A 12954-nucleotide genomic window follows, 5' to 3' on the forward strand; every position below is an offset into this window, starting at 1 on the left:
GAGGGCAACGAAGTCGAACTCGGCGAGACCGAGGCCAACGGCTACCTGGTCCTCGACCAGCCCTGGCCGTCGATGTTGCGCGGCATCTGGGGCGACAACGAGCGCTACAAGGACACCTACTGGTCCAAGTACGCCGATCAGGGCTGGTACTTCGCCGGTGACGGCGCGAAGCTCGACAAGGACGGCGACCTGTGGGTGCTGGGCCGCGTCGACGACGTCATGAACGTCTCCGGCCACCGCATCTCCACCGCCGAGGTGGAGTCCGCGCTGGTCGGGCACTCCGGCGTGGCCGAAGCGGCGGTCGTCGGCGCGTCCGACGCCACCACCGGCCAGGGCATCGTGGCCTTCGTGATCCTGACCGCCGAGGCCAAGGACACCGGCGACGACCTGGTCAAGGAGCTCAAGGCCGAGGTCTCCCGCGAGATCTCCCCCATCGCCAAGCCGCGTGAGATCCACGTCGTGCCGGAGCTCCCCAAGACCCGCTCGGGCAAGATCATGCGCCGCCTGCTCCGCGATGTGGCCGAGGGCCGCGAGCTGGGCGACACCTCGACCCTGGTGGACCCCAACGTTTTCGAGGCCATTCGGGCCGGTAAGGCGTAAGTCCCCCGCTACTCGAGGTAGCCGGCGAGAGCATCGACGGCCCCCTGACCAGACGGTCAGGGGGCCGTGTCGCGTGCAGATCAGATGAGCCTCGCCGACCTGCGGATTCGTGGTGGCGCGTGCGGGCGGTGGTCAAGAAGTTCCCGGCAAACCGTTAGAATTGCGCAAAAGGTGTGCCGGGAAGTCTGGTCGGCATGCGGTTTGCCTACCTCCGATGGATTGGTTACGCACGCCGCTTTTTCGTCGACCGACCGACCGAAAGGTGTGCACGTGATTGTTCAGGTCCGCTCGGAGCTATCCAGATATCTACGGACCGAAACCTTCGGTGGCGCACTGCTTCTTATAGCCGCGGCCGCCGCACTCATCTGGGTCAACTCCCCTTGGGGAGCGAGCTATACGACCCTGATCGAGACCGAGCTGGCGATTCCCGCGCTGCATCTGGATCTGACGCTGGCGGATTGGTCCAAGGACGGGCTGCTCGCCATCTTCTTCTTCGTCGCCGGCCTGGAGCTCAAACGCGAGCTGGTGGTGGGCGAGCTGGCGGATCGCAAGAGCGCCACCCTGCCCATCGTGGCGGCGATCGGCGGCGTGGTCATGCCCGCGGTGCTCGCGATGGCCATCGGCTGGGGTGTGGAGGGCATGGATCGCGGCTGGGCGATTCCGGTCGCCACCGATATCGCCTTCGCGCTGGCCGTGCTGGCCATGACCGGCTCCCGGATCCCGGCCAGCGCGCGGGTGTTCCTGCTCAGCCTGGCGGTGGTCGACGACCTGATCGCCATCATCCTGATCGCGGTCCTGTTCACCACCACGTTGAAGATGCTGTGGCTGCTGACCGCGCTGGTCTGCTTCGCCGCCTGGTTCGTCGCGCAGAAGTACCGTGTCGGCACCCCGCTGGTCTACATCCCGCTCGCCCTGCTGTCCTGGTATGCCCTGCACGAGGCCGGGATTCACCCGACGCTGGCGGGCGTGGCGTGCGGCTTGCTCACCCGCGTCAAGCCGGATCCGGGCGAGGACGAGCACTGTGTGCCCGCCGCCAAGCTGGAGCATTTCTTCCAGCCCATCTCGGCGGCGATCTGCGTACCGGTGTTCGCGCTCTTCGCCTCCGGCGTCCCGCTCGATTCGCAGGTGTTCTCGAAGCTGTTCACCGATCGGTTGTCGCTGGCCATCATTGCCGGGCTGCTGGTCGGCAAGACCCTCGGCATCTTCGGAATCAGCTGGCTCGCAGTGCGTGTCGGCATCGCCGTGAAGCCCAAGGATCTCGGCTATCGAGACATGTTCGCCCTCTCGGTATTAGGTGCGATCGGCTTCACCGTTAGCCTCTTGGTGGCAGAACTCGCACTGGAGGATGTCGGCGACGGGTCGGCGGCCGAACTCGCGAAAGCAGCGGTGTTGCTGACGTCATTGGCGGCTTCCCTGGCGGGTTCGGCGCTACTGTTGCGTCGTGGCCGTGCTCACCAGGCACGACGCGACGAGCGGGCGCTGCAAGATCAACAGTGACCACCGGAGCAGTACCGGGACGACGGAGAAGGGTCGGGCAATTGAGCTTCACACAGGGCGGTAACGGGCAGGACGGGCGTCGCCCCCGCACCATCACCTCGATTCCGTTGTCCGGTGTCGACTCTCGCGACGAGAGCTTCGGCGACCTGGTGCGCGACGCCACCGAACAGATGTCGACGCTGGTGCGCGCCGAGGTCGAGCTGGCCAAGGCCGAGGTCACCGGTGAGATCAAGAAGGGCTTGCAAGGCAGCGTCTTCTTCATCGGCGCGCTGACCGTGCTGCTGTTCAGCTCGTTCTTTTTCTTCTTCTTCCTGGCCGAGCTGCTCGATGTGTGGGTGTACCGCTGGCTGGCGTTCCTCATCGTCTTCCTGCTGATGATCGTCACCGTGGCGGTGCTCGGCCTGCTGGGCTATCTCAAGGTGCGCAAACTGCGCGCGCCGGAGAAGACCATCGAATCGCTGAAAGAGGCGAAGAGCCTGGTGCCCAGTGGTTTCAGCGGCCACGGCAAGCATGAGGCCGACGCTCCGGCGCAGCTCGACACCTACCGCGGCTAGTTCTTCGATTACGCTCCTTCGGCGTGTCGTCGAATTCGCTGCCGGATCCGTCCGCCGTCCGTTACGACGGACCGTGGACCCATCGGGACGTGCATGCCAACGGCATTCGCTTCCATGTCGTCGAGGCCGTGCCCGCCAGTGGCGCGGCCTACGCGGATCCGGATACGCCGCTGGTCGTGCTGCTGCACGGGTTCGGTGATTTCTGGTGGTCGTGGCGGCATCAGCTGACCGGGCTGACCGAGCGCGGGTATCGCGCGGTGGCGGTGGATCTGCGCGGCTACGGCGACAGCGACAAGCCCCCGCGCGGCTACGACGGCTGGACCCTCGCCGGTGATGTGGCGGGCCTGATCCGGGCGCTCGGGCACACCGACGCCACCCTGGTCGGGCATGCCGAAGGGGGCCTGGTCTGCTGGGCCACCGCGGTGCTGCATCCGCGCCTGGTCCGGTCCATCGCGCTGGTGAGTTCCCCGCACCCGGTGGCGTTGAAGCGCGCCGTGCTGCGCGATCGCCGCCAGCGCGCGTCCTGGCTGCCGAACTTCCTGCGCTATCAGCTGCCCCGCTACGGGGAACGGCTGCTCACCGCGCACGACGGATTCGAGATCGAACGGCTGCTGCGGGAGCGCTCGGGCGAACGCTGGTCCGCCACCCCCGAATTCGCCGATACCGCCCGCCGCATGCGCACCGCCATCCGGGTGCCCGGAGCGGCCCACTGCGCCCTGGAGTACCAGCGCTGGGCCTTCCGCTCGCAATGGCGGCCCGACGGCGCACGCTTCATGGCGGCCATGGGTGAGCCCATCCGGGTTCCGGTGCTCGCGCTCTACGGCGATCGCGACCGCTACATCCTGCCGAGCAGCATCCGGCGCGGCGGCGAACTCTCCCCCGATCGCCGTATCGTGCCCATCCCGGACGCGGGGCACTACGCGCATCAGGAGAATCCGGAAGCCGTCACCGCCGAATTGGCGAAGCTGCTCGACTGACCATCCCCGTCATCCCGGCGTGGTTTCGGCCGGGATCTCACTTCCCGCAGTGAGATTCCGGCTAAAAACATGCCGGAATGACCAGGGAAAGTCAGCTGAGTACGCAGCTCCCGGTGCCCACCGGGGTCGAAGCGCCCGGGGCCGCTTGCACTTCCGGCCGCACCTCGTCGAGGGTCAGCACATAGCCGGTGTCGTCGTCGGTCACGGCCGCGCCGAAGACCACGCCGAGGATATTGCCGTCGGTGTCGACCAGCGGACCGCCGGAGTTGCCCGCACGGACCTGGCCGCGGATCGTGTAGACCTCACGCTGCACCTCGCCATCGCGATAGATGTTGGGGCCCTTGAGGTCCAGGGTTTCGCGGACGCGAGACGCGGAGGCGGTGTAGCGCCCGCCGCCGGGATACCCGAGCACGATGGAGGATTCACCCGAGGTCGCCGGCTGCGGGGCCAGCGGGATGACCGGCGCGGTCAGCCCGGGCACCGCCAGGATCGCGATGTCCTTGGACGGATCGAAGAGCACCACCGACGCGTCCAGCTTGCCGCCGGCGATATCCACCGACACCGAGCTGGTGCCCGCCACCACGTGCGCATTGGTCATGATGCGTTCCGGCGCGACCACGAAGCCCGAACCCTCCAGCTGCCGTTGGCAACTCGGGGCGATGCCGCGGATGCGCAGCACGCTGGTTTGCAGGTTCTGGGCGACCGGGAGTTGCAGGACGCTGGCGTCCGGCGGCTCCACGGCGGCGATCGGGACCCGGCCGAACGGGCCGATGACATCCGGCAGGCCCGAGGTGTTGAGCAGGTTGCTGAACTCGTTGGGGATCTTGCGGAGCCAGTCGGGGGCGACCGTATCCACCTTGATCAGCACCTGGGAGTTCTTGACCGCGGCCGCGATTCCCGGTTGCGAGGAGTTGGTCAGCGGCAGCGCCAGCAGCCAGGCGGTGGCGAGCACCGCCACCGCTTGCAGGCCCGCGCCCACCACACTGTCCACGCTGCGGGTGAACGGATCGCGCATCCCGCTGCGGGCGGCGCGGCCCAGCACCATGCCCGCGACCTCGCCGACGATCACCAGCGCCACGATCAGCAGCACGCCCACCAGCACCCGGCTGCGGCCTTCGCTGAGATGGATGAGGATGTGCGGCGCGATCAGAATGCCCGCGACCGCGCCCAGCACCACGCCTAGGAACGCGAGCGCCGAAGCGACCGCGCCCTGCCGCCACCCGGAGGTGGCGGCCAGCAACGCCAGAATGATGATCCCGATATCGAGCCAGCCAGAGGCACTCATAACGTCATCCCAACCGCAGCCAGCGAGGCTTGCAGATCACGCACATCATGGTGGTCCCACTCGTTTTCCCAACCGGACACCGCGAAGAGCCCGGCAAGCACGCCCGCGGTGAAGCCCCACACCAGCATCCCGTCCACCGCGAAGGCGGGACCCATGTATCCGAGCGGATGCCGGACGACGAACCGGTTGGCCGGATCCAGCAGTTCCGACAGCGGTACCCGCACGACGCGGGTCGCCTCGTTCTCACTGACCACGCCCACCTCGCCGGGCGTCCGCCAGTAGGCGACGACCGGCGTCACGTCGAAACGCGACGGCGGCACGAAGATCTTCGGGAGCAGGGCGATCGGTTCGATGCCGCCCGGATCGACCCCGGTCTCCTCCTGCGCCTCCCGCAAAGCGGTGCTGACCGGCCCGTCGTCCTGCGGTTCGACCCCGCCGCCGGGAAAGGCTACCTGGCCGCTGTGCGTGCGCATGGTGGCGGCACGCTGAGTGAGCAATACGTCCGCATCGCCCGGAAGTCCGCCCGGCCCTTGCGGATCCGGCTCCGGCGACCCGCCGAACAACACCAGCACCGCCGCATCCCGCGTCTTGCCGATCGCGCCCAGCGCCCGCATGGCGGTCCGCCGCAGCACCGGATTCACCCCGGTGGGATCGGCCGGATCATGCTCGGCCACCCCGCGCAGCCACTCCGGGACGGCCACACCGTTCGTATCGAGTCTCATCAACACACCTCAACCACAGAAGCCACACCGCAGACCTCACCGAGTATCACCGCTGCGATCGGTTCGGGCGATGTCGGCCATCCGGCGGGTGCGCTCCGATCGACCGCGTTCCGAAGGGGCGAAGAGACGCTCACGCACGCACCCCGAGTTCCGCGGCGACCGTGGCGGAGATGTCCTCAACGCTGGTGAAGGGCCGCACCACGACCTTGGCGACGGTACCGTCGGCGCGCACCAGCACCGAGATGGGCAGCACGGCGGGCGCGCGAACGGCGGTGCGCACCTGCGAGTTCGGGTCCTCGACGCCGGGCAGATGCACGCCCAGACCCGCGAGCCGCGACAGTCCCTTCGCCGTACCGGGATCGCTGTGCACGGTCAGCACCGTGACCGCTCCCCCGGCCTGCTCGGAATACCGTTGCAGCAGCGGCAATTCCTCGGCGCACGGCCCGCACCAGTAGGCCCAGAGATTCAGCAGCGCGGGTTTGTCCGCGAGTGCGGCGGTGAGATCGACGGGCGCGCCGTCCGCCAGGCAATTCAATGTGATGCCGCGCAGCGGGCTGTCCGCTACCGGTGCACCGGTGGGCTGTGGACAGGTTGCGAGCGCGGCGGCCGCGCGATCGGCGGCGGAGACCGCGGCGGCGGGTGGCGTGCCCGCGGCGGTCGAGGCGGTTCCGGCCGATTCGTCATCGGACTTCCCGCCGACCACCGACCACGCCACGATGCCGACGGCCAGCGCGATGACCACGCCCGCGACCGCCCAGCGCCATCCGTTCCCACCGCCGGGCGGCTTCAGCTCACCGCCCGGGTACGAACCCGACGCGCCGCTGTCCGTGGCCTTCGACAGGCCCACGGGCGTGGGTTCTCCGCCGGACGGCGAACCCGCACCGCCGGACGAGGACTCAGCGCTCACAGGCCCACCAGTTCGAGGAGGTGCTCGGTTTCGGGGCCCTTGACGAGTTTGGCGGCGGTCACCGGATCGGTCGGGCCGGCGCCGAAGGACGGGCAGTCCTTGGCGAGGATGCAGGCGCCGCAGGCGGGTTTGCGGGCGTGGCAGACGCGGCGGCCGTGGAAGATGACGCGGTGCGAGAGCATCGTCCAGTCCTTGCGGTCGATGAGTTCGCCGATGGCGTGCTCGACCTTGACCGGGTCCTCCTCACTGGTCCACCCCCAGCGGCGGACCAGGCGGCCGAAGTGGGTGTCGACGGTGATGCCGGGGACGCCGAAGGCATTGCCGAGCACGACGTTCGCGGTCTTGCGGCCGATGCCGGGCAGGGTGACCAGGTCTTCGAGGGTGCCGGGGAGTTCGCCGTCGTAGCGTTCCACCAGGGCTTGGCCGAGGCCGATGAGGGAGCTGGTCTTGTTGCGGTAGAAGCCGGTCGGGCGGATGTACTCCTCCAGCTCGGCCCGGTTCGCCTCGGCGTAGTCGCGGGCGGTGCGGTACTCGGTGAACAGCGCCGGCGTGGTCATGTTGACCCGCACGTCGGTGCATTGCGCCGAAAGGATTGTCGCCACCGCCAATTCGAGGGGCGTGGTGAAGTCGAGTTCGCAGTGCGCGTCGGGAAAGGCGACGGTGAGTTCGCGGTACATGCGCCGGGCACGGCGCACCAATCCGATTCGAGTTTCCTTATCGCGTTTGCGAGCTTTGGTGGGCCGCGCCACATTCCGGGCCGTCGCCGATGGCGCATCCGAGACATCGCCCGGCACGGTCTCCGCTACCGCGGCCGCGCCGGAAACGCCCGGGTCGGCCCCGTCAACGGCCGCATTGGATTCGGTGACACGCACGCGTCCACCTTACGGAACCACTCGGTGGCGACAACCGGGCTGCACACTCCCCGTGTTCCATCTGAGACCTTCGGCGTGTTTACTCACCCCTATGCAAGGACTCGCCGTGGTGCTGTTTCCGATAGCACTGATGCTGTTCGCGTTGGTGATGGAACGGGTCGAGAACCGGCTGCGTAAGCTGCTCGAGCCGGATCCGGAAGTTCAGCAGTACCTCGATCGAGCCACGAATGCCGAGGTCAGTGACCTGACCAAACTGGGTCTTCCGGCTGCGGCGGCTCGGCCCCGGCGCGCTCGCCCGGCCCCCAAGGGTTTGGACGTGGCACAAGCCAGCTGATCTTGCCGATCGGTGTTCTCAGATCCGGGTAGCCACCGGGATTTCCCCGGTCGGTGCCCGGATTTTGATCTTCGCTACCGAATGGGTGCGGCGTGTCGCTAGATTGAAACTCGCGTGTCGCAAAACCGTCCCCGTGTGTCTCGTTATCAAGCGTCGCGTGTCGCGTAATCCGGCCCTGCGTGTCGGAGAATGAGCGTGCCGCGTGGTGTCTATCACTACCCGGCGGTATTGCAAAGTAGACTGCACTGTCGGCCGAGCTCGCTTCGGTCCAGGACAGAGCCATTTCCCATAAGGAGCACATTCGTGGACGAGGCCCTCGCCAGAGCAGGCATCTTCCAAGGCGTCGAGCCCACCGCGGTGGCGGCTCTCGCCAAACAACTTCAGCCTGTGGATTTTCCGCGCGGCCACGTCATCTTCAACGAGGGCGAACCGGGCGATCGGCTGTACATCATCACCTCGGGCAAGGTGAAGATCGGACGCCGTTCTCCGGACGGCAGAGAGAACCTGCTGACGATCATGGGCCCGTCGGACATGTTCGGCGAGCTCTCGATCTTCGACCCCGGTCCGCGTACCTCGACGGCCACCACCGTCACCGAGGTCCGCGCCGTGACGATGGACCGGGACGCGCTCAAGGCGTGGATCGACCAGCGTCCGGAGATCGCCGAGCAGTTGCTGCGGGTGCTCGCCCGCCGCCTGCGCCGCACCAACAACAACCTGGCCGACCTGATCTTCACGGACGTGCCCGGTCGCGTGGCGAAGGCGCTGTTGCAGCTGGCTCAGCGGTTCGGCACCCAGGAAGCGGGCGCGCTGCGCGTGACCCACGACCTGACCCAGGAAGAGATCGCCCAGCTGGTCGGGGCTTCCCGCGAAACCGTGAACAAGGCCCTGGCCGACTTCGCGCACCGCGGTTGGCTGCGACTGGAGGGCAAGAGCGTGCTGATCTCCGACTCGGAGCGGCTCGCCCGACGCGCCCGGTAGGGATCGGAACTTCGGACTCGAAGGGACCGGGTCGTCATCCACCGGGTGGCGTCCCGGTCCCTTCGTGTGTGCCTGCGTCCCTTGGACGTTCGCGGCCCCCGCTGCCGGTCGCAGCGGGGGCCGGGACTCGCCGGTGGAGCGCCTAACCGTGCGAACGGATATAGGCCAGTTGGGCTTTCACCGAGCTGGTCGCGGCCGGCCAGAGACGCTTGTCGACATCCGCGTAGACGAGCGCGACGATCTGCAATGCCTTGGCCTTGGGGCCGAGCTTCTCCAGCGCCGCGCGGACCTGGTTCAGGCGCTCCTCGCGATGCGAGATGTAGTAGCGGATCACCGGTTCCGCGTCGGCGTGCTCGGGGCCGTGCGCCGGGAGCAGGGTGCGGCCGGGTGCCACTTCCAGCAATCGATGCATCGACGACAGGTAGTCGGCCAGGGCGTCGTCGCGCGATTCGAGCACCGTGGTGCCGCTGCCGAGCACCGTGTCGCCGGTGAGCAGCAACCGCTCGCCGTCGGGCCCGTCGACCAGGAAGCTCAGCGAATCCTGGGTGTGCCCCGGCGTAGCCAGCACGGTGATGCGTACTCCAGCAGCCTCGATGACCTCGCCGTCGACGAGTTCGGTGCCGCTCCCACGCAGGAATTCGGCGGACGCGGCGCGCACGGGTGCGCCGGTCTCCTTCACCAGGCGGTCGATGCCCCCGGTGTGGTCGAAGTGTTCGTGGGTGATCAGGACGAGCGCGATGTTCCCGCCCGTCGCCGCGACCACCGCCTCGGTGTGCTTGCGGTCCTTGGGACCCGGATCCACCAGCACGTACTCCGCGCTGCCGGGCGCACGCAACAGCCAGGTGTTGGTGCCTTCCAGGGTCATTCCGCTCGGGTTGTCGGCCAATACGACCGCGGCGGACGGAGTCACTTGCCGCAGTTGCTCATACGCGGGATGGGTGAGCGTCATCTTTACGTCCTAACGCAGGAAGCGCGATGCGTCCAGAGTTGAACGCACCGCGCTTTTGTTATGTCCGCCAAGCACTTTCGCCGAGGAGCCGGTCAGCGCACTTCCGCGATCAGCTCCACCTCGACCGGGGTGTTCAACGGCAGCTCCGAGACGCCGACGGCGGAACGGGCGTGCACGCCCGCGTCGCCGAAGACCTCCCCGAGGAATTCCGAGGCGCCGTTGATCACCTTCGGCTGTCCGGTGAAACCCGGTGCGGAGGCGACGAATCCGACGACCTTCACGATCCGCACCACATTGTCGAGTCCGACCAGGGCGTGCACCGCGGCCAGCGCGTTGAGCGCGCACAGCTTGGCGGCCTCGGCGGCCTGTTCGATGTCGACCTCGGCCCCGACCTTGCCGGCCACCGACAGCTCACCGCTCACCAACGGCAGCTGGCCGGAGGTGTAGACGAGATTGCCGGTCTGCACGGCAGGCACGTACGCCGCGACCGGGGGCGCGACGGGGGGCAGTTCCAGTCCGAGCTTGGCCAGGTTCTCCGCCCACGCGGTTGCCGCGGCCATCAGTTCTTGGGTCGCTTCAGGTAGGCGACATGCTGTTCGCCGGTCGGTCCGGGCAGCACGCTGACGAGTTCCCAGCCATCGCTGCCCCACTGGTCGAGGATCGCCTTGGTGGCGTGCGTCAACAGCGGCACCGTGGCGTACTCCCACGCGGTCACATCACTCATGGTTGGAGATTAGCCGCGCGGCGGGTCGCGCAGGAGGCCGGGACCTCTGGAGTAGCGTGCGCTTTCAGGAAATCCGAGTTTCCGGAGTGGTGTACCAGACAGTTACGCGTCACTCTGGGCAGGAATCAGGAACGAGTTATAGGCTCGCGAGCGTGGGAGTACCGATAGCAGTGCCCGTTTCGGTTGAGCCGGGGGTCGAAGCAGGTTGGCCGGAGCGGGCGGACAAAGCCCGCCTGCATTACGTATCCGGAAAAGGGGGGACCGGTAAGTCCACGGTCGCGGCGGCGCTCGCACTCGCGCTGGCCGCGGGGGGACGCCGGGTGTTGCTGGTGGAGGTCGAGGGCAGACAGTCGATTGCCCAGCTCTTCGACCTGCCGCCATTGCCGCCCACCGAGACTCGGATCGCCACCGCGGAGGGCGGCGGCGAGGTGCTGGCGCTGGCGCTCGACGTCGAGCATGCCTTCCTGGAATACCTCGACATGTTCTACAACCTGGGTTTCGCCGGTCGCGCCATGCGCCGGGTGGGGGCGATCGAGTTCGTCACCACCATCGCGCCGGGTCTGCGGGACGTGATCCTGACCGGGAAGATCAAGGAGTGCGCGGTGCGCGTCGACAAGGCGGGTAAACCGGTTTACGACGAAATCGTCATCGACGCACCGCCGACCGGCCGGATCGCCAGCTTCCTGGATGTCACCCAGGCCATGGCCGAGATCGCGGGCGGGGGCCCGATCGCCTCGCAGGCCGAAGGCGTCTCCAAGCTGCTGCATTCGCCGCAGACCATGATCCACCTGGTCACGCTGCTGGAGGCGCTGCCGGTGCAGGAGACCGCCGACGCCGTCGCGGAATTGACCGCCAACGACCTGAATATCGGCACGGTGATCGTGAACCGGGCCAGCGAGGGCTACCTGCCGCGCGCCGTGCGCGAGCGGGCCGCCACCGGTGATTTCGATGCCGAGGCCCTGCGGCAGGGGCTGGCCGAGGCCGGAATCAGCTTGTCGGAGGCCGATTTCGAGGGCCTGGTCGCCGAGGCAGTGGAGCATTCCGCGCGCCTGGCCGCCCAGGACGAGAGCGCCGCCGACCTGGCGCAGGTGAACATTTCACGCATGTACCTGCCGTCGCTCACCGACGGTATGGATCTGGGCGGGCTCTACGAGCTGGCCGAGGTATTGAGCGCCCAGGGGGTCCGCTAGTCATGATCGTTCCGGCAAGCACTGTGCCCCTGGACATTACGAAGATCATCACCGATCCCACCGCGCGCATCGTGGTGTGCTGCGGCTCCGGCGGCGTCGGCAAGACCACCACGGCGGCGGCCATCGCGCTGCGGGCCGCGGAGGCCGGGCGCAAGGTCGTGGTGCTGACCATCGATCCGGCGCGGCGGCTGGCGCAGTCGCTCGGGGTCAGCGATCTGGGGAACACCCCGCAGCGGGTGGATCTCGGTCACGAGACCGATGGCGAGCTCTACGCCATGATGCTGAACATGCGCCGCACCTTCGACGAGATGGTGCTCGAGCACACCAGCCCCGACAAGGCCGAGCAGATCTTCGCCAACCCCATCTACCAGACCGTGGCCTCCTCTTTCGGTGGCACACAGGAGTACATGGCGATGGAGAAGCTGGGGCAGCTGGCGGCCAAGCGCGAGTGGGACCTGATCGTGGTCGACACGCCCCCGTCGCGGAACGCGCTGGACTTCCTGGACGCGCCCAAGCGGCTCGGTAACTTCCTGAACGGCAAGATGATCCGCGTGATCATGGCCCCGGGCCGGGGTGTCGGTAAGTTCGTCGCCGGCGCCATGAGCCTCGCCTTGCGCGGGGTCTCGACCATCGTCGGCGGCCAATTGCTCAAAGACGCCTCTGTCTTCTTGCAGTCACTGGAATCCATGTTCGGCGGTTTCCAGGATCGCGCCGATCGCACCTACGCCATGCTCTCCCGGCCCGGCACCCACTTCATCGTGGTGGCCGCGGCGGAACCCGACGCACTGCGGGAAGCCTCGTTCTTCGTCGATCGCCTCTCGCACGACAAGATGCCCCTGGCCGGTTTGGTCCTCAACCGCACCCACCCGGTGCTGAGCTCGCTCTCCGCCGAGCAGGCGCAGGTCGCGGCCGATCGTCTGGCCCCGCAGCCGAACGGCAACGGCGCGGCGGCCGACAGCCAGGACACCTCACCGGCCGCGGTCACCGCCGCCGTGCTGCGCATCCACGCCCAGCGCGCCGCCACCGCCAAGCGCGAACAGCATCTGCTGCACCGCTTCACCGGCGCGCACCCCAGCGTCCCGATCGCGGCCGTGACCGCGCTCCCCTTCGAAGTCGCCGACCTCGAAGCCCTCCAGGCCGTGGGCGACCAACTCGCCGAAGCCGGATCAGCGAAGTCGGCTTAGCTCGCCGGGCCGATCCGGGGGTACAACGCCTTCCCCACAGGGGCGTGGGGCGCAGACCCGATCACTCTCACCTGGAACATTTCCGGATGAAACTGCCCGGTCTGGCGCAGATGCCCGATTCGACCCCGGAAACGGACCGAGCCCGCAAGATGCGGGCTCGGTCCGTTCTGCCTATGGGGGG

The 12954-nt window shown here is 67.9% G+C and carries 15 protein-coding genes; 8 read left to right on the top strand and 7 right to left on the bottom strand.

The window, feature by feature from the left end:
• From NI1_RS25270 to NI1_RS25285, 4 genes are all read left to right on the top strand, one after another.
• Positions 1–600 (top strand): AMP-binding enzyme (locus NI1_RS25270; RefSeq protein ID WP_157535337.1); only part of this gene is annotated, 600 nt, incomplete at its 5' end.
• A gap of 270 nt (positions 601–870) precedes the next feature.
• Complete coding sequence (nhaA, locus tag NI1_RS25275) at positions 871–2097, top strand: Na+/H+ antiporter NhaA (protein ID WP_067825568.1); 1227 nt, start codon at positions 871–873, stop codon at positions 2095–2097.
• A gap of 41 nt (positions 2098–2138) precedes the next feature.
• Entirely contained in the window at positions 2139–2651 is a 513-nt protein-coding gene (locus NI1_RS25280; RefSeq protein WP_067825433.1) for a phage holin family protein, read from the top strand.
• A gap of 23 nt (positions 2652–2674) precedes the next feature.
• On the top strand, positions 2675–3628 hold the full coding sequence (locus NI1_RS25285; RefSeq protein ID WP_067825434.1) for an alpha/beta fold hydrolase: 954 nt from the start codon (positions 2675–2677) through the stop codon (positions 3626–3628).
• 91 nt (positions 3629–3719) lie between these two features.
• On the opposite strand, the gene NI1_RS25290 is transcribed toward NI1_RS25285, so the two are convergent.
• The 4 genes from NI1_RS25290 to nth form a co-directional block, all read right to left on the bottom strand.
• Positions 3720–4913, bottom strand: a complete 1194-nt coding sequence (locus tag NI1_RS25290) for a MarP family serine protease (RefSeq protein ID WP_067825436.1) — start codon at positions 4911–4913, stop codon at positions 3720–3722.
• Complete coding sequence (locus tag NI1_RS25295; protein ID WP_067825570.1) at positions 4910–5635, bottom strand: NUDIX hydrolase; 726 nt, start codon at positions 5633–5635, stop codon at positions 4910–4912. The genes NI1_RS25290 and NI1_RS25295 overlap by 4 nt, the downstream gene beginning before the upstream one ends.
• Before the next feature lie 130 nt (positions 5636–5765).
• A complete protein-coding gene (locus NI1_RS25300) occupies positions 5766–6425 on the bottom strand; it encodes a TlpA family protein disulfide reductase (RefSeq protein ID WP_067825572.1) in 660 nt (219 codons plus the stop codon).
• A 113-nt stretch (positions 6426–6538) separates the two neighbouring features.
• A complete protein-coding gene (gene nth / locus NI1_RS25305) occupies positions 6539–7219 on the bottom strand; it encodes an endonuclease III (RefSeq protein ID WP_084523679.1) in 681 nt (226 codons plus the stop codon).
• 286 nt (positions 7220–7505) lie between these two features.
• On the opposite strand from nth, the gene NI1_RS25310 reads away from it, so the two are divergent.
• The gene (locus tag NI1_RS25310; RefSeq protein WP_067718579.1) at positions 7506–7748 is read left to right on the top strand and encodes a hypothetical protein; all 243 of its coding nucleotides are present in this window, start codon (positions 7506–7508) and stop codon (positions 7746–7748) included.
• A 303-nt stretch (positions 7749–8051) separates the two neighbouring features.
• Entirely contained in the window at positions 8052–8726 is a 675-nt protein-coding gene (locus tag NI1_RS25315) for a Crp/Fnr family transcriptional regulator (protein WP_019044571.1), read from the top strand.
• Positions 8727–8868: 142 nt separating this feature from the next.
• Here NI1_RS25315 and NI1_RS25320 read toward each other — a convergent pair whose 3' ends face one another.
• From NI1_RS25320 to sp36, 3 genes are all read right to left on the bottom strand, one after another.
• The gene (locus NI1_RS25320; protein WP_067825438.1) at positions 8869–9675 is read right to left on the bottom strand and encodes an MBL fold metallo-hydrolase; all 807 of its coding nucleotides are present in this window, start codon (positions 9673–9675) and stop codon (positions 8869–8871) included.
• Between the two features lie 92 nt (positions 9676–9767).
• Complete coding sequence (locus NI1_RS25325; protein ID WP_067825441.1) at positions 9768–10235, bottom strand: RidA family protein; 468 nt, start codon at positions 10233–10235, stop codon at positions 9768–9770.
• Positions 10235–10399, bottom strand: coding sequence for a Sp36 family protein (sp36, locus tag NI1_RS38155; RefSeq protein ID WP_157535338.1), 165 nt, complete (start codon positions 10397–10399; stop codon positions 10235–10237). The genes NI1_RS25325 and sp36 overlap by 1 nt, the downstream gene beginning before the upstream one ends.
• A 170-nt stretch (positions 10400–10569) precedes the next feature.
• Between sp36 and bagA the strand changes: the two genes are divergently transcribed.
• Positions 10570–11589, top strand: coding sequence for an ATPase BagA (bagA, locus tag NI1_RS25330; RefSeq protein WP_067825443.1), 1020 nt, complete (start codon positions 10570–10572; stop codon positions 11587–11589).
• A 2-nt stretch (positions 11590–11591) separates the two neighbouring features.
• Complete coding sequence (bagB, locus tag NI1_RS25335) at positions 11592–12773, top strand: ATPase BagB (RefSeq protein ID WP_067825445.1); 1182 nt, start codon at positions 11592–11594, stop codon at positions 12771–12773.
• Positions 12774–12954: the final 181 nt, after the last annotated feature.

The organism is Nocardia inohanensis NBRC 100128 (assembly GCF_001612945.1).
GTDB lineage: Bacteria > Actinomycetota > Actinomycetes > Mycobacteriales > Mycobacteriaceae > Nocardia > Nocardia inohanensis.

Excerpts from the sequence above, each read along its gene's own strand:
- NI1_RS25325 (WP_067825441.1), bottom strand. The coding sequence starts at position 10,235 with ATGGCCGCGGCAACCGCGTGGGCGGAGAACCTGGCCAAGCTCGGACTG.
- NI1_RS25310 (WP_067718579.1), top strand. The coding sequence starts at position 7,506 with ATGCAAGGACTCGCCGTGGTGCTGTTTCCGATAGCACTGATGCTGTTC.
- sp36 (WP_157535338.1), bottom strand. The coding sequence starts at position 10,399 with ATGAGTGATGTGACCGCGTGGGAGTACGCCACGGTGCCGCTGTTGACG.
- NI1_RS25295 (WP_067825570.1), bottom strand. The coding sequence starts at position 5,635 with ATGAGACTCGATACGAACGGTGTGGCCGTCCCGGAGTGGCTGCGCGGG.
- NI1_RS25290 (WP_067825436.1), bottom strand. The coding sequence starts at position 4,913 with ATGAGTGCCTCTGGCTGGCTCGATATCGGGATCATCATTCTGGCGTTG.
- NI1_RS25320 (WP_067825438.1), bottom strand. The coding sequence starts at position 9,675 with ATGACGCTCACCCATCCCGCGTATGAGCAACTGCGGCAAGTGACTCCG.
- bagB (WP_067825445.1), top strand. The coding sequence starts at position 11,592 with ATGATCGTTCCGGCAAGCACTGTGCCCCTGGACATTACGAAGATCATC.
- nth (WP_084523679.1), bottom strand. The coding sequence starts at position 7,219 with ATGTACCGCGAACTCACCGTCGCCTTTCCCGACGCGCACTGCGAACTC.